23 protein-coding genes are annotated in these 19,530 nt (G+C 67.7%); 12 read left to right on the top strand and 11 right to left on the bottom strand.

The annotated features are described in order from the left end of the window. Positions 1-64: 64 nt before the first annotated feature. From CEF10_RS05270 to CEF10_RS17050, 6 genes are all read right to left on the bottom strand, one after another. Positions 65-1,249 (bottom strand): amino acid aminotransferase, encoded by a 1,185-nt coding sequence (locus CEF10_RS05270; protein ID WP_101067066.1) that lies wholly within the window; start codon positions 1,247-1,249, stop codon positions 65-67. Continuing rightward, positions 1,249-2,106, bottom strand: coding sequence for a 3-mercaptopyruvate sulfurtransferase (gene sseA / locus CEF10_RS05265; RefSeq protein WP_101067064.1), 858 nt, complete (start codon positions 2,104-2,106; stop codon positions 1,249-1,251). The genes CEF10_RS05270 and sseA overlap by 1 nt, the downstream gene beginning before the upstream one ends. 71 nt (positions 2,107-2,177) lie before the next feature. Beyond that, on the bottom strand, positions 2,178-2,441 hold the full coding sequence (locus CEF10_RS05260; RefSeq protein ID WP_101067062.1) for a hypothetical protein: 264 nt from the start codon (positions 2,439-2,441) through the stop codon (positions 2,178-2,180). Positions 2,442-2,469: 28 nt separating this feature from the next. Next, a complete protein-coding gene (smpB, locus tag CEF10_RS05255; protein ID WP_101067060.1) occupies positions 2,470-2,946 on the bottom strand; it encodes an SsrA-binding protein SmpB in 477 nt (158 codons plus the stop codon). 46 nt (positions 2,947-2,992) lie between these two features. After that, a complete protein-coding gene (locus tag CEF10_RS05250) occupies positions 2,993-3,619 on the bottom strand; it encodes a TetR/AcrR family transcriptional regulator (RefSeq protein ID WP_101067058.1) in 627 nt (208 codons plus the stop codon). An 80-nt stretch (positions 3,620-3,699) separates the two neighbouring features. After that, positions 3,700-3,873, bottom strand: coding sequence for a hypothetical protein (locus CEF10_RS17050; protein WP_198586148.1), 174 nt, complete (start codon positions 3,871-3,873; stop codon positions 3,700-3,702). A 176-nt stretch (positions 3,874-4,049) separates the two neighbouring features. Between CEF10_RS17050 and mbfA the strand changes: the two genes are divergently transcribed. The 12 genes from mbfA to zapE all read left to right on the top strand — a co-directional run bounded on the left by mbfA (position 4,050) and on the right by zapE (position 14,450). Next, positions 4,050-5,027, top strand: a complete 978-nt coding sequence (mbfA, locus tag CEF10_RS05245; protein WP_101067056.1) for an iron exporter MbfA — start codon at positions 4,050-4,052, stop codon at positions 5,025-5,027. Positions 5,028-5,085: 58 nt separating this feature from the next. Continuing rightward, positions 5,086-6,018, top strand: coding sequence for an AEC family transporter (locus tag CEF10_RS05240; RefSeq protein ID WP_101067054.1), 933 nt, complete (start codon positions 5,086-5,088; stop codon positions 6,016-6,018). Between the two features lie 30 nt (positions 6,019-6,048). After that, positions 6,049-6,882 carry an S-formylglutathione hydrolase gene (gene fghA / locus CEF10_RS05235; RefSeq protein WP_101067052.1) on the top strand — a complete coding sequence of 278 codons (834 nt, stop codon included), beginning with the start codon at positions 6,049-6,051 and terminating at the stop codon, positions 6,880-6,882. Between the two features lie 3 nt (positions 6,883-6,885). Beyond that, entirely contained in the window at positions 6,886-8,343 is a 1,458-nt protein-coding gene (gene sthA / locus CEF10_RS05230) for a Si-specific NAD(P)(+) transhydrogenase (protein ID WP_101067050.1), read from the top strand. Positions 8,344-8,472: 129 nt separating this feature from the next. Beyond that, on the top strand, positions 8,473-8,751 hold the full coding sequence (locus CEF10_RS05225) for a hypothetical protein (protein WP_157932960.1): 279 nt from the start codon (positions 8,473-8,475) through the stop codon (positions 8,749-8,751). A gap of 88 nt (positions 8,752-8,839) precedes the next feature. Then, complete coding sequence (locus CEF10_RS05220; protein ID WP_157932959.1) at positions 8,840-9,238, top strand: hypothetical protein; 399 nt, start codon at positions 8,840-8,842, stop codon at positions 9,236-9,238. 20 nt (positions 9,239-9,258) lie between these two features. Continuing rightward, positions 9,259-9,708: a YaiI/YqxD family protein gene (locus CEF10_RS05215; protein ID WP_101067045.1), complete on the top strand. Its 450-nt coding sequence runs from the start codon at positions 9,259-9,261 to the stop codon at positions 9,706-9,708. An 88-nt stretch (positions 9,709-9,796) separates the two neighbouring features. Beyond that, on the top strand, positions 9,797-10,759 hold the full coding sequence (locus tag CEF10_RS05210) for a DMT family transporter (RefSeq protein ID WP_101067043.1): 963 nt from the start codon (positions 9,797-9,799) through the stop codon (positions 10,757-10,759). 9 nt (positions 10,760-10,768) lie between these two features. Beyond that, positions 10,769-11,389 (top strand): HAD family hydrolase, encoded by a 621-nt coding sequence (locus CEF10_RS05205; protein WP_101067042.1) that lies wholly within the window; start codon positions 10,769-10,771, stop codon positions 11,387-11,389. Next, positions 11,386-12,303: an ornithine cyclodeaminase family protein gene (locus CEF10_RS05200; protein ID WP_101067040.1), complete on the top strand. Its 918-nt coding sequence runs from the start codon at positions 11,386-11,388 to the stop codon at positions 12,301-12,303. Before CEF10_RS05205 ends, CEF10_RS05200 begins: the two co-directional genes overlap by 4 nt. Next, the gene (locus CEF10_RS05195; protein WP_101067037.1) at positions 12,300-13,241 is read left to right on the top strand and encodes an alpha/beta fold hydrolase; all 942 of its coding nucleotides are present in this window, start codon (positions 12,300-12,302) and stop codon (positions 13,239-13,241) included. The genes CEF10_RS05200 and CEF10_RS05195 overlap by 4 nt, the downstream gene beginning before the upstream one ends. 144 nt (positions 13,242-13,385) lie before the next feature. Then, a complete protein-coding gene (zapE, locus tag CEF10_RS05190) occupies positions 13,386-14,450 on the top strand; it encodes a cell division protein ZapE (RefSeq protein ID WP_101067035.1) in 1,065 nt (354 codons plus the stop codon). A gap of 4 nt (positions 14,451-14,454) precedes the next feature. Here the strand turns inward: zapE and CEF10_RS05185 are convergent, their stop codons facing one another. The 5 genes from CEF10_RS05185 to CEF10_RS05165 all read right to left on the bottom strand — a co-directional run bounded on the left by CEF10_RS05185 (position 14,455) and on the right by CEF10_RS05165 (position 19,519). Then, on the bottom strand, positions 14,455-15,855 hold the full coding sequence (locus CEF10_RS05185; RefSeq protein WP_101067033.1) for a TRAP transporter large permease: 1,401 nt from the start codon (positions 15,853-15,855) through the stop codon (positions 14,455-14,457). Between the two features lie 12 nt (positions 15,856-15,867). Next, the gene (locus CEF10_RS05180; RefSeq protein ID WP_101067108.1) at positions 15,868-16,500 is read right to left on the bottom strand and encodes a TRAP transporter small permease subunit; all 633 of its coding nucleotides are present in this window, start codon (positions 16,498-16,500) and stop codon (positions 15,868-15,870) included. 89 nt (positions 16,501-16,589) lie between these two features. Next, positions 16,590-17,606, bottom strand: a complete 1,017-nt coding sequence (locus tag CEF10_RS05175; RefSeq protein WP_101067031.1) for a C4-dicarboxylate TRAP transporter substrate-binding protein — start codon at positions 17,604-17,606, stop codon at positions 16,590-16,592. A gap of 144 nt (positions 17,607-17,750) precedes the next feature. Then, positions 17,751-18,311 (bottom strand): 16S rRNA (guanine(966)-N(2))-methyltransferase RsmD, encoded by a 561-nt coding sequence (rsmD, locus tag CEF10_RS05170; protein WP_101067029.1) that lies wholly within the window; start codon positions 18,309-18,311, stop codon positions 17,751-17,753. After that, positions 18,308-19,519: an NAD(P)/FAD-dependent oxidoreductase gene (locus CEF10_RS05165; protein ID WP_101067027.1), complete on the bottom strand. Its 1,212-nt coding sequence runs from the start codon at positions 19,517-19,519 to the stop codon at positions 18,308-18,310. The genes rsmD and CEF10_RS05165 overlap by 4 nt, the downstream gene beginning before the upstream one ends. Between the last annotated feature and the right edge of the window lie 11 nt (positions 19,520-19,530).

Below are 19,530 nucleotides of genomic sequence, written 5' to 3'. Positions count from 1 at the left end.
AGCCCTTTGGCCGAACCGGCGCAAACCGCCGCCCCGGCCCGGCGGACCGCGGCGGCGCGGGGGGTCATCCCCCGGCCTCGACGATGGCACGGGCCAGCTTGGGCACGCTATCGGCGTTCAGACCGGCGATGTTGATGCGGCTGTCACCCACCATGTAGACGCCGTGCTCGGCGCGCAGCTTCTCGACCAGGTCCGGGCTCAGCCCGAGGCGAGAGAACATCCCGCGATGCTGGGCGATGAAACCGTAGCGGTCCGAGCCGGTCAGCTCGCGCAGGTCGTTGGCAAGCTGCTCACGCAGGCCCAGCATGCCGGTGCGCATCCCTTCCAGCTCGGCCTGCCAGTCGGCCCGCAGGTCGTCGCTGTCGAGCACCAGCGACACCAGCCGCGCGCCGTGATCGGGCGGGAAGGAAAAGTTCTGCCGGTTGAGATGTGCCAGATTGCCCTGCGTGACCGTCTGAAGCCCGCTGTCCTGCGCAACGGCCATCAGGACGCCGGTGCGCTCGCGGTAGATGCCGAAGTTCTTGGAGCAGCTCGCCGCGATCAGTGTTTCCGGGCACCCGGCGGCCACGGCGCGCGTCGGCGCGGCGTCGGCATCCAGCCCGTCGCCGAACCCCTGGTATGCGATGTCGATCATCGGAACCGCGCCGGTTCGGTTCACGAGCGCGATCACGTCGTCCCACTGCGGCCCCGTCAGGTTGGCGCCGGTGGGGTTGTGGCAACACCCGTGCAGCAGGATCACGTCACCCGCGCGCACCTGTTCGAGATCGGCCATCATGCCGTCGAAATCCACGCCGCCCGTCGTGCTGTCGAAGTAGCGGTAGGCGACCGTCTCGATCTTCAAGTGCTTGAGGATGCTCAAGTGGTTGGGCCATGTCGGGTCCGACACGAAGACCCGTGCATCCGGATTGGCCAGCAAAAGCAGTTCGAATGCCTGACGCACGGCCCCGGTGCCCCCCGGGGTTGCCACGGCCGCCACGGTATCCCGGGCAACGGCATCGCCCAGAACGAGCCCGGTCATTGCCTCGGTAAAGGCCGGGTCGCCCGCGAGGCCGGTGTAGGCCTTGGTGGTCTCCTCCTCCCACCAACGCTTCTCGGCCTCCTTGATGGCACGCATGATGGGCGTCACGCCCTCGGCGTTGCGGTACACGCCCACCCCGAGGTCGATCTTGTCCTCGCGGGGGTCGGCGCGGAACGCCTGCATCAGCGCGAGGATCTTGTCGGCGGGTTGTTCCTTGAGGTTCGTCAGCATCAGCCGTCTCCGGTTTCCACGGGCAGGGTGGCGAAGGCGCCCCATTCGCTCCAGGACCCGTCGTACAGCGCATGGTCGGTCTTGCCCAGCCGGGCCAGCGCAATGTTGATGATCGCCGCCGTCACGCCCGACCCGCAGGTGGTGATGGCCGGTTTGTCGAGCTCGACGCCGGCCGCGTCAAAGGCCGCGCGCAGCGCCTCCGCGTCCTTCATCGTGCCGTCGTCGTTCAGCAGCATCGCGTAGTGCACGCATTTCGAACCCGGGATGTGCCCGCTGCGCAGCCCCTCGCGCGGCTCGGGCTCGGAGCCCGCGAAACGCCCCGGCGCCCGGGCATCGAGGATCTCGTGGTTGCCCAGCTTTGCGGCCTGCGACACCTGCGTGACGTCACGGACAAGGTGGTTCTGCATGCGCGCGGTCATGTGCCGGTCGCGCACGACAGGGGCCAGGTCCTCGGTCTCGCGGCCCTCAGCCACCCATTTGGGCAGCCCGCCGTCGAGCACCGCCACGTCCGTGTGCCCCATGAGCTTGAAGAGCCACCAGACCCGGGCCGCCGAGTAAATGCCCTTGGTGTCGTAGACCACGACCTGGTGGCCGTCGCCCACGCCCATCGCCCGCATCCGCGCCATGAACTTCTCGGGCGGGGGCGCCATGTGCGGCAGCTCGGACCGGTGATCGCTGATCTCGTCGATGTCGAAGAACCGCGCGCCGGGGATGTGCGCCGCCTCATAATCGGCACGCGCGTCGCGGCCCTCCTGCGGCATGTGCCAGCTTCCGTCGAGCACCCGCAGGTCCGGATCCTTCAGATGCGCGGCCAGCCAATCTGTCGACACGAGAGTCTTGGGATCATCGTCGGTCATGCAACCCCCCGGAAGAACGTCGCGTCCTGCCTACTACCCGGGGGTCGCGGTGGCAAGTGCGGCCCGTCCGCCTAGCCGCGCGAGCGCGCGACCAGACGCCCGAGTGCCGCCACCACGATGGCTCCGCCCGCGACCGCAACGCCCGCCTGCACGGCAAGCCCCGCCGGACCCGGCGCCGGGTCGATCCCGAGCATGCCCAGCCCGCGGCCGGCAAGCCCGCCTCCCGCGATCCCACCGGCCGAGGCGAGAAGGAAGCCGGGGGCAGCCCGCCGTGACAGACCGGCCGCGAGGTTTCCGCCCACGGCGCCCGAAATCAGGTGAATCAGGAGTTCCATGCCAACGCTCCGTCCCGGCCGGCCCGGTCTAGCCCTGCTCTTTCAGCAGCCTCTGCTTCTGGCGCTGCCAGTCGCGCTTGGCCTCTGTGGCGCGCTTGTCGGCCTTCCTCTTGCCCTTGCCGATGCCGACCTTCAGCTTGGCGATGCCCTTGTGGTTGAAGTACAGCACCAGCGGCACCAGCGTCATGCCCTTGCGCGCCGACGCTTGCCAGAGGCGGGCCAGTTCCTTTTTCGACACCAGCAGCTTGCGGCGGCGCCGTTCCTCGTGGCCGAAGGTCTTGGCCTGTTCGTAGGGGCCGATGTAGCTGTTGACCAGCCAAAGCTCGCCGTTCTCCACGGCGGCGTAGCTTTCGGCGATGTTCGCCTTGCCCTCGCGCAGCGACTTGACCTCCGACCCCTCGAGGACGATCCCGCATTCAAGATCGTCCTCGATGGCATAGTCATGCCGCGCGCGCCGGTTTTCGGCGACAACCTTGTAGTTCGGGGTTTCCTTGGGCTTGGCCATTGGCGTGTGGTAATTCCCGGTCCCGGGCTTGTCCAGCCGCGGGGACTCAGGCGCGGTAACGGGCGAGAAACATCTCGACCGCACCCGTGACCACGCGGTCGATCTCGGCCTCGGAGGGGTCGGGGCACAGCCCGCAGAGCCCGCGCACGAAAAGGTCGCTCTTGCACAGCTCGCCGAACTGATCGGCGGCGAGGTCCATGTCCTCGATCTTCAGCTCGCCCGCGACGACGTAGTCCGACAACACCTGCCTGAGCCGCTGGCGCAGCAATTGCGGCCCGGATTCGTAGAACCGCCTGCCCAGTTCCGGAAAGCGGTAGGATTCGGACACGCATATGCGATAGACCTGCTGGCCGAAATCGGACAGGAAGAACCGGACGATCCGGTCGGCGGCCTCGCGCAGAACCTGTTCGACGGGGGCGTTGGCGCCGATCACGTCGAGCGCCTCGTCGGCCTGGCGGTTGCATTCGAGCCGCGCCACCTCGGAAAACAGCAGCCGCTTGTCCGGGAAATAGCTGTAGAGCGTCGCCTTGGACACGCCCGCGGCGCGGGCGATCTCGTCCACGCTGGCCCCTTCGAAGCCGTCGCGCATGAAAACGCTCCGGGCACCTTCAAGCACCTGGTCGAACTTGCGCCCCTTCTTGATGGCTTCCGCCGTGCCGGTCGCTGCCGTCATGCCTGTCCTCCCGGTTCCAATCTAGTCACCCGGTCCGGCATCCCGCAAGCACGACGGCGCGGAAAGGCGCGCAGCGGCCGTCAATCGGCCGGCGTGGTTGAATCGCGGGTCACCGGTGCGGGATCGGGGGCGGGCTCGGGATAGGTCAGTGTCGGGGTCAGCGTGCTCATGTCCGTGCCGAATGCCATCGCGGGCAGGGCCAGCAAGGCAAAGACGAGCACGGCCGGAACAAGCGTCTGGGTGAAATCGATCATGGGAACGTCCTTGTTGACCGGAGGCTTGGAAAGATGAATCAAGACATAAACCGAACGGTTCAGTTTATCAATTCAAAACCGAACTGCTCCGTTCACTTTTCCTCGAAACGCTGGCAAGCCGCTTGAACCCGCCGCCGAAGGGCGTAATTTAGAACCATTCTAAATTCGAGGCCTGCATGATACCTGCAATATCAAATCGCCGCCGGTTCGCGGACCTGTCCGAACAGGAAATCCTCGCGCTGGCGATCTCGTCCGAAGAGGACGACGCGCGCATCTACCGAACCTATGCCGAGATGCTGCGCACCGACTACCCGGAAACCGCCAAGGTCTTCGATGGCATGGCCGAAGAAGAGGGCAAGCACCGCCAGTCGTTGATCGAGTTGCACGAAAAGCGCTTCGGCAAGGTCGTGCCGCTGATCCGCCGGGAACACGTGGCCGGCTTCTACGCGCGCCGGCCCGTCTGGCTGGTCGAGAACCTCGGGATCGAACGCATCCGAGCCGAAGCCAGGCTGATGGAACGCGACGCCGAGCGGTTCTATCACAAGGCCGCACAGCGCACGGCCGACACCGACACGCGCAAGCTGCTGGGCGATCTCGCGGCAGCCGAGGCGGGCCACCGTGAAAAGGCCGCCGAGCTGGAGGAGACACATCTTGACGAGGAAACCCGCGAGACTGAGGCGCTGGCGTCAAAGCGGCAGTTCGTGCTGACCTGGGTTCAGCCCGGTCTGGCCGGGCTGATGGATGGCTCCGTCTCCACGCTGGCGCCCATCTTTGCCACGGCCTTCGCCACGCAGGACACCTGGACCACCTTCCAGGTGGGGCTTGCCGCGTCGGTCGGCGCCGGCATCTCGATGGGCTTCACCGAGGCCGCCAGCGACGACGGCGAGATCTCGGGCCGTGGCAGCCCGCTCAAGCGCGGGGTGGCCTCGGGCGTGATGACCACCATGGGCGGGCTGGGCCACGCCCTGCCCTATCTGATCCCGGATTTCTGGACGGCCACGATCACCGCGATCATCGTCGTCTTCGTCGAACTCTGGGCCATTGCCTGGACCCAGAACCGCTACATGGACACGCCGTTCCTGCGCGCGACCTTCCAGGTGGTGCTGGGCGGCGCGCTGGTCTTCGCCGCGGGCGTGTTGATCGGCGGCGGCTAGACCGCCCCCGGCGCCGCGGGGCAATTGACCCCTTGGGGAAACCTGCTACCAAGCGGCAATGCTTGAGGTTTTCTTCAAGACCCTGCCGTTCTTCCTGATCGTCGGGCTGGGCTACGGCGCGGGGCGCACGGGTTTTTTCACGCAGCAGGCGACGTTCTGGCTGACCAAGTTCGTTTTCTACTTCGCGCTTTCGGCGATGCTGTTCCGGTTCGCCGCGAACCTGTCGCTGGCCGAGATCTTCGACCTGCGCTTCGTGGTGGCCTACCTCTGGGCGACCGGGTTCGTCTACGCGCTGGCTTCGGTGGTTTCGTTCTTTCGCGGCCTCACGGTCGAGGAGGCGGCGGTCGAGGCGCAATGCGCCGTGATCGGCAACGTGGGGTTCCTCGGCTTGCCTATGCTGGTGCTGCTGCTGGGCGAGGCCGCCATCGGGCCGGTGATGCTTGTGCTCGCGGTCGACCTGATCGTCTTCGGCTCGCTGATCGTGATCCTGATCACCGGCGCGCGCGACGGCCGCATGCACCCGGGTATCCTGAAGACGGTGGGGGGCGGGCTGATCCGCAACCCGATGATCGTCTCGATCGTGCTGGGGCTGGCGTGGGCGGGGCTGCGCCTGCCGATCCCGGCGCCGATGAACGATTTCCTGTCGATCCTCGGGGGCGCGGCCACGCCCGGTGCCCTTTTCGCGATCGGCGCCTCGCTGGCCGACAAGTCGGCCGAGCGCCCCTTCGCCGCCGGCTGGCTTTCACTGTGCAAGCTGGTGATCCACCCGGCGGTGGTGGCCTTCTCGGCGCTGATGCTCTTTCCGGTCGATCCCTACCCGGCCGCGGTCATGATCGCCGCGGCGGCCCTGCCTGTCGCCGGCAACGTCTACATCCTTGCCCAGCACTACGGCGTGGCCCCCCAGCGTGCGTCTGCCGCGATTCTGATCTCGACGGCGGCGGCTGTCGTCACTGTGTCGCTTGTGATCGGCTGGGTCGGCACGCTTTACTGACATACACGGACCCAACAAGGAGAGACAGAGATGGATACGGTTTCCGAAAACGCCTGCCACGGCGGAGTTCAGGGTGTCTACCGGCACCAATCCGAGGCGACGGGATGCGACATGACCTTCGGCCTGTTCCTGCCGCGGGAGGCGCGCGACGGGCCTGTCCCGCTGCTCTGGTATCTCTCGGGGCTGACCTGCACCCACGAGAACGCGATGACCAAGGCCGGCGCGCAGGGCTGGGCCGCCGAGCACGGGGTCGCCCTGGTCTTTCCCGACACATCCCCGCGCGGCGAGGACGTCGCGGACGACGACGCCTTCGACCTCGGGCAGGGCGCGGGGTTCTACGTCAACGCCAAGCGCGACCCCTGGGCGCCGCACTACCGCATGTGGGATTACATCGCCGACGAGTTGCCGAAGATCGTGACCCGGAACTTCCCGGCGGACGAGGCGCGCCAGGCCATCACCGGCCATTCGATGGGCGGGCACGGCGCGCTGACACTGGCGATGTCCCTGCCGGGGCGGTTCCGGTCCGTCTCGGCGTTCTCGCCAATCGCGCACCCCACGCGCAGCGACTGGGGCCGCAAGCAGTTCGCGGCCTACCTGGGCGACGACGAATCCGGCTGGGCGGGGCATGACGCGACACTGCTGATGCGCGAGCACGGCTTCGATGGCCCGGTTCTGGTGGATACCGGCACCAATGACCAGTTCATCGACCTTCTGATGCCCGAGGCCCTGGCCGAGGCGGTCGCCACGCGCCGCCAGCAGGCCACGCTGCGGCTGCAACCGGGCTACGACCACAGCTATTTCTTTGTCTCGACCTTCATGGAAGAGCACATCGCCTTCCACGCCGAGGCACTCTACGCGGGGTAACCCATGAGCACCCACTATGACCTCATCATCATCGGCTCGGGTCCGGCCGGCCGGGCCGCCGCCATCCAGGCGGGCAAGCTCAAGCGCCGCGTGCTGGTCGTCGACCGCAAGGACCGGCTGGGCGGGGTATCGGTGCATACCGGCACGATCCCCTCGAAAACCCTGCGCGAGACGGTGCTGAACCTGTCGGGCTGGCGCGAGCGCAGCTTCTACGGCCGCTCGTACCGGGTCAAGCAGGACATCCACGCCGGCGACCTCAAGGGACGGCTGCACCAGACGCTCGATCACGAGGTCGACGTGCTGGAGCACCAGTTCACCCGCAACCACGTGGAAACGCTCAACGGGCTGGCGCGCTTCACCGGGCCGCACGCGCTGGAGGTGGCGACCGAGGCCGGCGAGGCGACGCGGCTCACCGCGGACAAGTTCCTCATCTCGACGGGAACGCGGACATACCGCCCCGGCTACGTGCCCTTCAACGGGCAAACGATCGTGGACAGTGACGAGGTTCTCGACCTCGAGGACATCCCGCGCAGCCTGATCGTCGTGGGCGCGGGGGTGATCGGGGTGGAATACGCCACGATCTTTTCCGCGCTCGACGTTCGCGTGACCCTGATCGAGCCGCGCGAGACCTTCCTCGATTTCATCGATCGCCGCACAATCGAGGAATTCACCCACCAGATCCGCGAGAACGGAGTTGACCTGCGGCTTGGGTCGGCGATCGACAAGATCGAGGACGCCGGCGAGCACGTCGAGGTTTCGATGGCCAACGGTCGCCACGTGCGCGCAGAGATGCTGATGTTCGCCGCCGGCCGCATGGGCGCGACCGACAAGCTCAACCTGGCCGCCGCCGGGCTGGAGACCGACCACCGCGGCCGGCTCGACGCGGACCGGCAGACCTACCAGACCGATGTGCCGCACATCTATGCCGCCGGAGACGTGATCGGGCACCCCAGCCTTGCTTCCACGTCGATGCAGCAGGGCCGGGTCGCCGCCTGCCACGCGCTGGAGACGCCCACGCTGCCCGAAAGCCCTTGGTTCCCTTACGGCATCTACTCGGTCCCCGAGATTTCCACCTGCGGCATGTCCGAGGAGGAAATGCAGGACCGCGGCATCGCCTACGAGGTCGGCGTCGCCCGCTTCCGCGAAACCAGCCGCGGCCACATCATGGGGCTGGAACACGGGATGCTGAAGATGCTGTTCTCGCTCAAGACGCGGCGGGTGCTGGGCGTGCAGATCGTCGGCGAGGGCGCGACCGAGCTCATCCACATCGCGCAGGCGGTGCTCGACCTCAAGGGCACGGTCGACTATTTCGTGCGCAATACCTTCAACTACCCCACGCTGGCCGAAGCCTACAGGATCGCCGGCCTCGACGCCTTCAACCGCATGCCGATCCCGAAGGAATACAAGGTCAAGCGCGAGGACAACAACACGCAACTGTCAGCGTCCAAGGAGGCGAATTGACGTGAGGCCAACATCGCAACGGGTGTGACATCCGGGATTCAAGTCTTAACTGAATATTCACACCGTGCCTGCACCCACTGGTCCATCGCCGCAGGTTGGTGCAATATCTGCCTGATGGGAGGCCGCGAAATGCAAGTCGACAACGATCTCAAGGAACGGGTCAGGCACGCGATCATCGACCGCTTCGAGCCGGGCGTGATCCGGGATGTTCGGCTGGAGTCCATTGAAATCGACGAGGATGAAGAGGAAATCCGGCTCATTTTCACCATCGAGACCGACGCGGACCCGGGAATGATCGGCAGACGTTTCTTCGGCCTGACCGACAAGGTGCGCAAGGCCCTGGGCGAGGACTGGCGCGGATACTTCCCGATACTGCAGTCGGAAATCGACCGTGGCGTCGCGGCCTGACGGGAAACTCGCCGACGGTTTTCTCAGGACCGCGCGCCGTCTGATCCCGCAAGGCCAAAAGCCCGATCAGGCGCGCCTACGGCGAAGCGTGAGCAGCAGCTATTATGCGATGTTCCACGCGTTGGGGCGCATGTGCGCTGACAGTCTGGTCGGCACCCAACCGGCAAGACGTCCCAACAAGGCATGGGTCGAGGTGTATCGCGGGTTGGCGCACTCCGCTTGCCTAGATGCTTGCAAGAACGCTCACGCAGTAGAATTTCCCCAAGAAGTCAAAGACTTTGCAGACGCTTTCAAGCAGCTTCAAGAAGCAAGGCACATCGCTGACTACGACCCAACGACAAGATTCAACAAGGAAACGGCCGAGGAAAAGCTCGCTCTTGCCGAAACCTCCATTACCGCACTCAAAAACGTCCCGAGCAGACACAAGAAAGCTTTCGCCACGTGGGTCTTGATCACAAGCCACGGCGCCAAGCAGGCACGGAAGTAAATGCGGCGAGCAGGAGGTCAATGACGATCTACGTCGATGCCGATGCCTGCCCCGTCAAGGCGGAAGTGGAGCGGGTCGCCACGCGGCACGGGGTGCCCGTCAGGATGGTGTCCAACGGCGGGCTGCGGCCCGCGCGCAACCCGCTGGTGGAGACGGTGATCGTGCCCGAGGGCCCGGACGCCGCCGACATCTGGATCGCCGACCGGGCCGGACCGGGCGACGTGGTGGTCACAGCCGACGTGCCGCTTGCCGCGCGATGCGTGGCGACGGGCGCGCGGGTACTAAAGCCCGACGGCGAGGCGCTGACCGAGGCGAATATCGGCAACGTCCTGGCCACGCGCGACCTGATGGCCGACCTGCGCGCCGCCGACCCCTTTCGCCGGGGCGGCGGGCGCGCGTTCACGAAGAGCGACCGGTCGCGGTTCCTCGACGCGCTGGAACGCGCGGTACGCGCGGCCGCGAGGGGCTGAGGGGCGCGGGACTTTACAACCGCCCGTGCCGCGCGTTTCCTGCTCCGGTCGGCGCTTGCCCGCCAGCGCCGCCGCACCCGGAGGCGCCATGACCGTCACGAATGTCGACCGCAACAACCTGGCCGGCGCACTCTGCGCGCTGGTGGCGGTGGTCTGTTTTTCCATCAACGACGTGGGCATCAAGTTCCTGTCGGATCGCTACGCGCTGCACCAGGTTGTCATGATCCGCTCGATCATCGGCATGGCCGCGTTCCTTGCCGTCATCATGCCGCTCAATGGCGGGTGGCGCGTTGTGCGCACGCGGCGGCCCGGCGCGCATTTCATCCGCGGGCTCTGCGTGGTTGTTGCCAACATGTGCCTGTTCCTGGGGCTGGCGGCGATGCCCATCGCCGACGCCATCGCGGTGTTCTTCGTCTCGCCGCTGATCATCACCGTGTTCTCGGTGATCTTCCTGCACGAGCGGGTGGGCCCGCGCCGCTGGGCGGCGGTGGCGGTGGGGTTCGCCGGCGTGCTCGTGATCGTCAAGCCGGGCACGGCCGCCTTCCAGGTCGCCTCGCTCCTGCCGATCGCGGCGGCAACGCTCTATGCGACGCTTCACATGTTCACCCGCAAGATCGGCGGCACCGAAAGCGCGGCGACGATGGCCTTCTACATCCTCGTGACTTTCCTGATCGCCAGCGGGATGTTCGGCCTCGTGCTGGGCGACGGAAAGTTCGCAGGGCAGGGCCACCCCGCCCTGGCATTCCTGCTGCGGGCCTGGGCGCCGGTGGCACCCGGCGACTGGCCGCTGCTGGCGCTGCTGGGCGTGAGCGGCATCGCCGGCGGCTTCTTCATCAGCCAGGCCTACCGGTTGAGCGAGGCCGCCTTCGCCGCGCCCTTCGAATACGTCGCCATGCCCATGGCGGTGATGTGGGGCGTGACGGTCTTCGGCACGTGGCCCGCCCCCTCGGCCTGGGCGGGGATTGCATTGATCCTGGGCTCGGGGCTTTATCTGCTGTGGCGCGAATCCGGCAAGGGGCGCGCCGGCGCGCGGCCCCGATACAGGCGATAGGAGAGGCGAATGCAGCCACAAGCCGTGGTTTTCGACATCGGCAACGTGCTGATCGAATGGAACCCCGAACACTTCTACGACGCGCGGATCGGCCCCGACCGGCGACGCCGCCTGTTCGCCGAGGTCGACCTGCACGGCATGAACCTGGAGATCGACCGCGGCGGCGGTTTCGCCGCGACCGTCGAGGACGCGGCGCGCACCCACCCCGACTGGGCGGAGGAGATCCGGATGTGGCACGACGACTGGCTGCAAATGGCCAGCCCGGCGATCGACCACTCGGTACGGCTGATGCGGGCACTGCGGGCACGCGGCGTCCCCGTCTTCGCGCTGACGAATTTCGGGGTCGAGACCTTCGCGCAGGCCCGGGGGGCCTACGACTTCCTGCACGAGTTCGACCGCCTCTACGTCTCGGGGCACATGCGCGCCGTCAAGCCGGAGCCCGAGATCTATGCCCGCGCCGAGGCCGATTGCGGCGTGCCCCCCGCCGCGCTGCTTTTCACGGACGACCGGCCCGACAACATCGCCGCGGCGCGCGCGCGCGGCTGGCAGACGCATCTGTTTGACGGGCCGGACGGATGGGCGCAGGCTCTGGTCCAATCTGGGCTACTGGACAAGGAGGCGGCGGCATGAGCATCACCATCATTCCCTTCGAGGAGGGCGAGGCCAATCTCGACTGGCTGAAACTCTGCGAGGCGTTCGAGGCGGGCCACCGCATGCCGAAAGCGGAAATCGACGACAGTTTCCTTTATCGCGCCGATGACACCCTGCTGTCGCGCGCGGCCTGGATCGACGGGATGGGGATCGCCGTGAAATCCGCCACGATCTTCCCCGGCAACCCCGACGCGGGCAAGCCGCGCATCAACGGCGGCGTCAGCCTGTTCTCGGACACCGACGGATCCCTCGAGGCGGCGGTGGATTTCCACCTTGTCACCAAGTGGAAGACCGCCGGCGACAGCCTGTTCGCCGCGACGAAACTCGCCCGCCCCGACAGCGAGACCATCCTGATCGTGGGCGCCGGCACCGTGGGCCGCTCGCTGTTCGAGGCCTACAGCGCCGCCTTCCCGAGGGCCCGTTTCCGCGTGTGGAACCGCACGCGCGCCAACGCCGAGGCGATGGCGGACGATTGCCCCGGGCTGCGCGTCACCGACGACCTGGAACGCGCGGTGAAGGACGCCGACATCATCACCTGCGCCACCATGTCGACCGAACCTCTTCTGAAGGGCGCCTGGCTGCGCCCGGGGCAGCACGTCGACCTGATCGGAGCCTTCCGCCCCGACATGCGCGAAGCCGACGACGAAGCGTTGAAACGCGCCCGCATCTTCGTCGACAGCCACGACACCACCAAAGGGCACATCGGCGAAATCAGGATCCCGCTGGAACAGGGCGTGATCCGCGAGGCCGACATCCTCGCCGACTACTACGCACCGGACGATTTCCGGCGCGGGGCGGACGACGAGATCACGCTGTTCAAGAACGGCGGCGGCGCACACCTCGACCTGATGACCAGCCGCTACATCCTCGACGCCTGGCGGGGCGCGGCATGATCTGGTGGGCGCTGGCGTCGCTGGTCGCGCTCGCGGCCGCCGCGCCCTTCCTGCGCGAGGCGATGCGCCCGCGGCTCGGGGCGGCCACGCGGCGGCAGGCGCCGGGCCGCTTCGTGCACCTGCCCCGCGGGGTGACGCATTACCGCTGGCTGGGCGCCGATGACGGCCCCGTCGTGGTCTGCGTGCACGGGCTGACCACCGCGTCCTACGTGTGGGAGGCCATCGCGCCGGCGCTGGGCCGGCTGGGTTACCGGGTGCTGGTCTACGACCTTTACGGGCGCGGCTTTTCCGACCGGCCGCGCGGCGAGCAGGACAGCACGTTCTTCGTGGGCCAGCTGGAGGCGCTGCTGGACGCCCTGGACATCGCGGACGCGATCACGCTTGTGGGGTATTCGATGGGCGGGGCCATCGCCACCGCCTTCGCGGCGCGCCACCCCGGCCGGGTGGCCCGGCTGGTGCTGCTGGCACCGGCGGGGCTGGGCCATGACCTCGGGCCCGTGGCGCGGCTGGTCACGCGGCGCTCGTTCTTCGCGGACTGGCTGATGCGCGCCTTCTACGCGCGCTCCTACCGCGGCGCGCTGGAGGCAGAACGGGCGCTGGACAGCCACGTGGAGGACATCGTCGACCGCCAGCTCGGCGAGCTGCGCCACCGCGGGTTCGTTCCGGCGGTTCAGGCCTCGCTGCGCGGTATACTCGACGAGGACATGGCGCCCGCGCACCGCGCGGTGGCCGAGGCCGGCGTGCCGGTGCTCGCGATCTGGGCGGCCGAGGACGAGGTGATCCCGCTGGAGGCGGGCCGCGCGACGCTGGCGCACTGGAACCCGCAGGCCGAACAGGCCGTCATCGAAGGGGCGGGCCACGCGCTGGCCTACACACACGACGCCGAGGTCGTTGCGCACGTCACCGCCGGAAATGCGGACGCTGGCGCCAAGCAATAGCTCCCGTGGCCGCCGGCAGCAGGCGGGCCGCCGCCCCTCTTGGCACAGCGCGCCAATCAACCCGGTGCATGTCGGGCAAGATCAAGACGGGTGCCCGAACCCTGCCGGGTTGGCAGCCGGGCGCGCGCGCGGTATCGGGACGGGATGGAAACGCTGCCCGAGATCCACGCGCGCCTTGTCAGCGACGGCACCCTGACGGCGGACCCCGCGCAGGAAGCCGTCCTGCCTGAGTTCGAACGCATCCGCGCCGGGCTTGCGGCCCGTGCCGGGCGCAGCTGGTTCCGGCGCGCGCCGCCCCCGCCCAAGGGGCTTTACCTCTGGGGCGGGGTCGGGCGCGGCAAGTCCATGCTGATGGATTTCTTCGTGGAGCACGTCGACATGCCCAGGCGGCGCGTGCATTTCCATGCCTTCATGCAGGAGATCCACGCCGGCATGCACGCGGCACGCAAACGCGGCGAGGAAGACGCGCTTGCCCCAGTGGCCAAGGGCGTGGCCCGCGACGTGCAGCTGCTGGCCTTCGACGAGATGCAGATCACCGACATCACGGACGCGATGATCGTGGGCCGGCTGTTCGAGTCGCTGTTCGACGCGGGCGTCGTCGTGGTGACCACCAGCAACCGACCGCCCGACGACCTTTACAAGGACGGGCTGAACCGGCAGCTCTTCCTGCCCTTCATCGCGCTGATGAAGGAGCGGATGGTCGTGCACGAACTGGCCGGGCCGACCGATTACCGGCAGGACCGGCTGGCAGGCAGCCCGGTCTATTTCACCCCGGCCGACGCCGACGCGCACGCCCGAATGGACGAGATCTGGGGCCGGCTGACCGGGGGCGCGGCGCCGGCCCCCCATGTCCTCCATGTGAACAAACGGCAAGTCGAGATCCCGGCCTTTCACAACGGTGTTGCCCGGGCCACTTTCCACGAACTCTGCGGCCGTCCGCTTGGGCCGGCAGACTACCTGGCGCTGGCCGACGCCGCGCGCGTGCTGATGCTCGAGCGCATCCCGCAACTGGGACGCTCGAACTTCAACGAGGCCAAGCGCTTCGTGACGCTGGTCGACGCGCTTTATGAAGCCGGCGTTCGGCTGATCGCGTCGGCCGCGGCGAAACCGGAATACCTCTACCTCGAGGGCGAGGGCAGTTTCGAGTTCGAACGCACCGCCAGCCGCCTGCGCGAGATGCAGGCGGCCGACTGGGGCGGCGACACCTGAACGGTCACATCTGCCCGGGCAGCCACAGCACGATCGCCGGGAAGGCCACCAGGAGCGCGATGGTGATCGCGTCCGCGATGAAGAAGGGCAGGACGCCGCGGAACACGTCCTGCACGCTCAGGTCGGGGCGCACGCCGGCCACGACGAAGCAGTTGAGCCCGATCGGCGGGGTGATCAGGCAGAACTCGGCCATCTTGACCACGAGGATGCCGAACCAGACCGCACACATCGGCCCGGACATGCCGAAGGTGCTGTCAGCGGCCGAGACGAACTCGCCCCCGTTGAGCGCCATGACCGCCGGGTAGACCACCGGCAGGGTCAACAGCAGCATCCCGATGGCGTCCATGAACATCCCCAGCACGGCATAGGCCAGCAGGATGCACACGAGGATCAGCATCGGCGAGACCGTGAGCGAGGTGATCCAGGCGGCGAAGGCGCCCGGGAGATCCGCGAACCCCAGGAAGCGCACGTAGATCAGCACGCCCCAGATGATCGTGAAGATCATCACGCTGAGCTTGGCGGTTTCCAGGAGCGCGTCCTTGAGCTCGGCCCAGCGCATGCCGCGCCACAGCGCCATGAGGAACACGACGAAGGCGCCGATCGCGCCACCCTCGGTCGGCGTGCCCCATGCGTCACCACCGAAGGGGTTGTAGACGAAGAAAATGATCGTGACGACGACGAAGACGATGGGCAGTGCGGGGGGCAGGGAGACCAGCCGCTCCTTCCACGAAAACCCGCCGACGGGCGGGCCGAAGCCCTTGATCGCCAACGCCAGCCCCACGATGAGCGAGCCATAGACCACCGCCGAGAAGGCGCCGGGAATGAACCCCGCCAGCAGCAGCCGACCCACGTCCTGTTCCACGATGATGGCGTAGATCACGAGGATCGCCGAGGGCGGGATGAGCGAGGCCAGCGTGCCGCCCGCCGCCACGACTCCCGCGGCAAACCGCTTGTCATAGCCGATCCTGAGCATCTCGGGGATGGCGATGCGCGCGAAAACCGCCGAGGTCGCAACCGACGCCCCCGAAACGGCAGCGAAGCCCGCGGTGGCGAAGACGGTCGAGACGGCCAGCCCGCCGGGCACCCATGCGATCCAGCGCTTGGCGGCCTCGAACAGCGCGCGTGTCAGCCCCGCGTAATAGGCGAGATAGCCGATCAGGATGAAGGTCGGGATCAGGCTGAGCGCCTGCGCGGTGACCTTGGAGTGGGGCACCTGGCCGGCGGTCTTGGCCGCCACCGTCAGCGCCCAGCCGAATTCGTCACCGGCGTAACCCTTCTTGGACCAGAAGATCCAGATCAGCCCGACCACGCCGGCAAGGCCGGCGGCGAAGGCCACCCGCATGCCCAGCACGACGAGCACCAGCAGACCGCCGGTGACGTAGAGGCCGATGTCGATGGGATCCATTGTGCCGCCCCCTCAGCGATCGTGGCCGGAGACGTGCTCGGCCTCCTGGGCCGCCTGGGTGGCGGCGTCCACGACCAGCGGCACGGCGACGGGGCGGTCGGTCCCGACCCGGAGCGCACGGGCGAAGCCCCAGACCTGCAGAACCAGCCGCAAGCAAAGCACCGAGAACGCGACTGGTACCAGCAGCTTGGCCGGCCACAGCGGGATGGCGATGTCCATCGAACTGTCGCGGCTCCACAAGGGCGCGGCGAAATCGAAGCTGCGCGCGAAATGCGCCCAGCTGCCCCACACCAGCAGCACCATCAGCACGAGGATCAGCAGCGTGGTGATCAACTCCACGGCATGAAGCGCGCGGCCCCGCAGCATTCCCACGACGATGTCCATGCGGATATGCGCGCCGTCGCGTTTCACATAGGACACGCCCATGAAGGCGATCAACGGCATCGCCTGCTCGATCCAGTCGACATATCCCGGCAGCGGCTGGTTCAGGAAGTTGCGCCCGGCCACGGAAATGACCGCAAGGATCATCAGGGCGAAAACGGCGAGCCCGCTGACCAGCGCCAGACCCCGTTCGAGCCGGTAGAGCTTCCGGTCGATCCGGCTGAGGCGGCTGTCGTCCGTCAGGATATGTGCGGCGCCGGCCATGGCCATCCCTCGTGTCGGTCGGGCATCACGCCCTTTCGTGGTTGGAGGCCGCCCCGAACGCGCGGGGCGGCCCTGTCCGGCAACGGGGCTTACATGCCCTTCAGCTCGTTCAGCTTCCCGGTCACGAAGTCATAGAGGTCCTGCGCCGGCAGACCGCGGGCGGCGTTCTCCTCGATCCAGCTCTGCGCGGCGGGCGTGGCGACGGCGGCCTCGAAGCTCTCGATCGCCTCGTCGGAATAGGTGATCCGCTCGATCCCACGCTCGTCCAGCGCCGGGCCCCAACGCTCCATCGTGTTGTTCATGTAGTTGTCGATGTAGTGGTCGAGCGATTCGTCGATCGAGCCCATCAGGATCTCGCGATGCTCATCCGGCAGCCCTTCCAGCGCATCGGTATTCGCCACGACGGGGCAGTTCACCGTCCCGGGGTTGAGGTTCGTCGTCCACCAGTCGCCCGTTTCGATGGTGCCGAAGGCCATGTGCGCGTGCGGCGCGAAGGCCACCGCCTGTACCACGCCGCTGTCCAGCGCCTGGCGCACCTCCGTGGCCGACATAGACGTCGGCACGGCGCCCAGCGCTTCCATCGCGGCCCCGATCCCGCCGGTGGCCCGCACGCTGAGCCCCTCGAAATCGGAAAGTTCGCGGCGCGGTTCGCCGGTGCCCACCAGGTTGTATTGCGGCAGCGGCGAGGGCATCAGCAGCGTCGCGTTCCACCGTGCGAGGTCCTCCTGCGCCGCCGGGTGATCGTACAGCGCCATCGACAGCTTGCGTTCGTGCTGCAGCGTCTCGACGCCGAGGAAAGGCAGCTCCAGCACCGTGATCGAGGGGTTCTTGTCGCGGTGGTAGCCCGCGCAGAACTGCGCCATCTCGAAGGCGCCGATGGAAATGCCATCGAGGTTCTCGCGCGGCTTCGACAGGCCACCGTAGCTGATGTTGAGGGTGAAGTCGCCGCCGCTCTTCTCCTCGACAAGCTCGGCGAGTTTCTCGACGTGCTCGGTGAAGGCGCGGCGCTTGCCCCAGAGCGAGACGTTCCATTCGGTGGCCATCGCTTCGGTCGCGAAAGCCACCGTCAGGGCGGCGACGGCCACCCGGCCAAACATCCGTTGCATGTGTATCCTCCCTTGGTCTCGTGCATTTTTGCGTGGCTGGCATCATGGCGGATTCCCCGCGCTCTGCCAACGCCCGAATACCCGTGCATCGCCTTCATGCCCACGATCCGACCTTCCTTGCACAATTCGTGGGCAGCATTCGCGTCATGGCATGTTCTCGAGGATCGCGATCCGCGTGTCGCCGAAACGGCGCACCTCGTGCAGGATCAGCGGCGGCGGCGGGGCGATCTCGGCGCTTTCCTCCCAGACGACCAGCGCGCCGGGGGCCACCCAGCCGCCGGCCAGCGCCGCCTTGAGCGCGGCCTCGCCCAGCCCTCGGCCGTAGGGCGGGTCGAGGAACACAAGATCGAAGGGCGCGCCCTGGTGGCGCGTCAGGCGCCGTGCGTCCGCGCGGATCACCCGTGCCCGGTCGGTCACGCCGCAGATCCGGATGTTGCGCTGCAACAGCGCCAGGGCCTTGCGCCCGTTTTCGACAAATACCGCCGATGCGGCCACGCGCGACAACGCCTCCAGCCCCAGAGCGCCCGTTCCGGCGAACAGGTCGAGCACCCGCGCCCCGCCGGCCGGATCGCCGTAGGCACCGGCCAGAACGTTGAACAGGCTTTCGCGCACCCGGTCCGCCGTCGGGCGCAGCTGTGCCTGCGCATCCCCCTTGCCCAGCCCCGCCAGCGCGCGGCCACGGAAATCCCCGCCGATGATCCTCACGCCTTCAGCAGGGCCTTCAGCTCGGTCCCGGGGTCGGCGATGGTGGCCGGGTCGGGCGATTTGCCCGCCTCGATCAGCCGCTTGCCGACCATGTAGGCGCGCGGCTCGTTCATCGCGTCGACGGCCAGCAATTCGTCGCCCCGGTAGTACCAGTGAGAGACTTGCCCCGCGCCATCGCCGGGGCGCACGACGACACGGTCATACCCGGTGTTCAGCCCCGCGATCTGCAACTTCACGTCGTACTGGTCCGACCAGAACCAGGGCTTGGGCACGTAGGGCGCCTGCGCGCCGAGCATGTTGGCGCCGACGCATTCCGCCATGTCGATGGCGTTCGGCACGGATTCCAGCCGCACCTGCCGCCCGTTCAGCGGGAAGGAGGCGCAATCGCCCGCCGCCCAGATCGCCGGGTCGCTGGTACGGCCGAATTCGTCCGTCCTGATGCCGTCCTCGATCTCAAGGCCGGCCGCCTCGGCCAGCCCGGTCGCCGGCGTGATGCCCACGCCGACGATGACGAAATCCACCTCCATCTCGGTGCCGTCGCCCAGCCGGGCCCCGGCGACCCGGTCCTCGCCCAGAAGGGTTTGCAGCGCGGTGCCCTCGCGGATCTCGACGCCGTGGGACTGGTGAAGCGCGCGGAAGTAGTCTGCCGTCTCGGGCGCGGCGACCCGTTTCAGGATCCGGTCGGCCATCTCGACGATCGTCACCTCGAGCCCCTTTTCGGCCGCCACCGCCGCGGCCTCCAGCCCGATGTAGCCACCGCCGACGATCAGCACGCGCGCGCCGGGCGTGAACTCGGGTGCCATGGTGTCGACGTCCTTCAGGTTGCGGATGACATGCACGCCCTCCAGCTCGCCGCCGACCGAACCCGGCAGCCGCCGCGGAACGGACCCGGTCGTCAGCGCGAGCTGGTCGTAAGCGATCGCGTGCCCGCCGGCGATCACCTGCATGTCGGCCCGGTCGATGGCCGTGACCGTCTCGTTCAGGTGCAGGTCGATCGCGTTGTTGTCGTAGAAGCTTTCGGGCCGAAGGTAGAGCCGCTCGACCTCCATCTCGCCCAGCAGGTATTTCTTCGACAGTGGCGGCCGCTGGTAGGGCGGCACGGGTTCTTCGCCGATCAGCGTGATCGCGCCGGTGAATCCCTGCTCTCGCAGCTTGGCCACGAGCGACGCGCCGGCCTGCCCGGCGCCGATGACGACAATGCTGGGCATCCGCCCCTCCC

Origin of the sequence: Roseovarius salinarum, from assembly GCF_002834145.1 — a bacterium.
Lineage (GTDB): Bacteria > Pseudomonadota > Alphaproteobacteria > Rhodobacterales > Rhodobacteraceae > Roseovarius > Roseovarius salinarum.
This window is presented reverse-complemented; position numbering and strand designations above follow the sequence as displayed.

Coding starts and splice junctions, on each gene's coding strand:
- CEF10_RS05210 (WP_101067043.1), top strand. CDS start 9,797: ATGACCGTCACGAATGTCGACCGCAACAACCTGGCCGGCGCACTCTGC.
- sseA (WP_101067064.1), bottom strand. CDS start 2,106: ATGACCGACGATGATCCCAAGACTCTCGTGTCGACAGATTGGCTGGCC.
- CEF10_RS05165 (WP_101067027.1), bottom strand. CDS start 19,519: ATGCCCAGCATTGTCGTCATCGGCGCCGGGCAGGCCGGCGCGTCGCTC.
- zapE (WP_101067035.1), top strand. CDS start 13,386: ATGGAAACGCTGCCCGAGATCCACGCGCGCCTTGTCAGCGACGGCACC.
- CEF10_RS05270 (WP_101067066.1), bottom strand. CDS start 1,249: ATGCTGACGAACCTCAAGGAACAACCCGCCGACAAGATCCTCGCGCTG.
- CEF10_RS05175 (WP_101067031.1), bottom strand. CDS start 17,606: ATGCAACGGATGTTTGGCCGGGTGGCCGTCGCCGCCCTGACGGTGGCT.
- CEF10_RS05260 (WP_101067062.1), bottom strand. CDS start 2,441: ATGGAACTCCTGATTCACCTGATTTCGGGCGCCGTGGGCGGAAACCTC.
- CEF10_RS05185 (WP_101067033.1), bottom strand. CDS start 15,855: ATGGATCCCATCGACATCGGCCTCTACGTCACCGGCGGTCTGCTGGTG.
- CEF10_RS05215 (WP_101067045.1), top strand. CDS start 9,259: ATGACGATCTACGTCGATGCCGATGCCTGCCCCGTCAAGGCGGAAGTG.
- mbfA (WP_101067056.1), top strand. CDS start 4,050: ATGATACCTGCAATATCAAATCGCCGCCGGTTCGCGGACCTGTCCGAA.
- CEF10_RS05180 (WP_101067108.1), bottom strand. CDS start 16,500: ATGGCCGGCGCCGCACATATCCTGACGGACGACAGCCGCCTCAGCCGG.
- CEF10_RS05240 (WP_101067054.1), top strand. CDS start 5,086: ATGCTTGAGGTTTTCTTCAAGACCCTGCCGTTCTTCCTGATCGTCGGG.
- smpB (WP_101067060.1), bottom strand. CDS start 2,946: ATGGCCAAGCCCAAGGAAACCCCGAACTACAAGGTTGTCGCCGAAAAC.
- CEF10_RS05225 (WP_157932960.1), top strand. CDS start 8,473: ATGCAAGTCGACAACGATCTCAAGGAACGGGTCAGGCACGCGATCATC.
- CEF10_RS05205 (WP_101067042.1), top strand. CDS start 10,769: ATGCAGCCACAAGCCGTGGTTTTCGACATCGGCAACGTGCTGATCGAA.
- CEF10_RS05195 (WP_101067037.1), top strand. CDS start 12,300: ATGATCTGGTGGGCGCTGGCGTCGCTGGTCGCGCTCGCGGCCGCCGCG.
- CEF10_RS05200 (WP_101067040.1), top strand. CDS start 11,386: ATGAGCATCACCATCATTCCCTTCGAGGAGGGCGAGGCCAATCTCGAC.
- sthA (WP_101067050.1), top strand. CDS start 6,886: ATGAGCACCCACTATGACCTCATCATCATCGGCTCGGGTCCGGCCGGC.
- fghA (WP_101067052.1), top strand. CDS start 6,049: ATGGATACGGTTTCCGAAAACGCCTGCCACGGCGGAGTTCAGGGTGTC.
- CEF10_RS17050 (WP_198586148.1), bottom strand. CDS start 3,873: ATGATCGATTTCACCCAGACGCTTGTTCCGGCCGTGCTCGTCTTTGCC.
- CEF10_RS05250 (WP_101067058.1), bottom strand. CDS start 3,619: ATGACGGCAGCGACCGGCACGGCGGAAGCCATCAAGAAGGGGCGCAAG.